General features: G+C 41.9%; 2 rRNA genes. Both read left to right on the forward strand.

From position 1 onward, the window contains the following. Nucleotides 1-59: ribosomal RNA gene (locus JV173_RS07005) — 16S ribosomal RNA — on the forward strand; the annotation flags it as partial. Between the two features lie 130 nt (nt 60-189). Further along, nucleotides 190-279, forward strand: a 23S ribosomal RNA gene (locus tag JV173_RS07010); the annotation flags it as partial.

The following is a 279-nucleotide window of genomic DNA, read 5'->3' on the forward strand; positions in this document are numbered from 1 at the left end:
TTGGGGTTAAGTCGTAACAAGGTATCCCTACGGGAACGTGGGGATGGATCACCTCCTTTCTAAGGAGAAAGGCTTACTACAAATAAGCAAAAACTCCTTTGTTCATCATATTCAGTTTTGAGAGACTCTAATCTCTCTAGAATCAAATAAAGTCTTTGAAAAGTAGATAAAAGAAGTCATAGAAAATAAGGTTAAGGAAGAAAGGGCACACAGTGGATGCCTTGGCACCAAGAGGCGATGAAGGACGGAACTAACACCGAAATGCCACGGGGAGCTGTA

The sequence above is a fragment of the Acholeplasma equirhinis genome (assembly GCF_017052655.1).
GTDB classification, from domain to species: Bacteria; Bacillota_I; Bacilli_A; order Acholeplasmatales; family Acholeplasmataceae; genus Acholeplasma; species Acholeplasma equirhinis.